Origin of the sequence: Streptomyces calidiresistens, from assembly GCF_014141525.1 — a bacterium.
GTDB lineage: Bacteria > Actinomycetota > Actinomycetes > Streptomycetales > Streptomycetaceae > Streptomyces > Streptomyces calidiresistens.
The window spans coordinates 1-381 of record NZ_VKHS01001636.1; the positions used below are offsets into that span (position 1 = coordinate 1).

Consider the following 381-nt stretch of genomic DNA (forward strand, 5'->3'; position numbering starts at 1 on the left):
GAACAGTTCGGGCTCGTGCTCGCGCATCCAGGCCAGCTTGGGCGCGGTGAAGCCCGGCATCGCGAGGTTGCCGGTGATGGCCGGCAGCCAGGGGCAGGCGGCCATCATCTGCTCGCACTGCGGGGCGCTGCGGCCGTCGTTCCACAGGATGGCCGGGCGCAGCACGGTGTCATCGCCGTCCAGCGTGACGGCGCCGTGCATCTGGCCGGATAGGCCGATGCCACGCACCCGCGCCAGCGCGGTGCCGTGCTCGGCCTTCAGCGTGCCCATGCCGGCCTCGAGTGCGGCCCACCAGTCGGCCGGCTGCTGCTCACTCCACAACGGCTGCGGGCGCTGCACGCTGAGCGGCATGCCGGTGGTGGCGACGATGCGGTGGCTCTC

General features: G+C 72.7%; 1 protein-coding gene. It reads right to left on the reverse strand.

The features are described from left to right. The coding region (locus tag FOE67_RS28610) for an FGGY family carbohydrate kinase (protein WP_323385675.1) at positions 1-369 on the reverse strand (369 nt) is incomplete at its 3' end. Between the last annotated feature and the right edge of the window lie 12 nt (positions 370-381).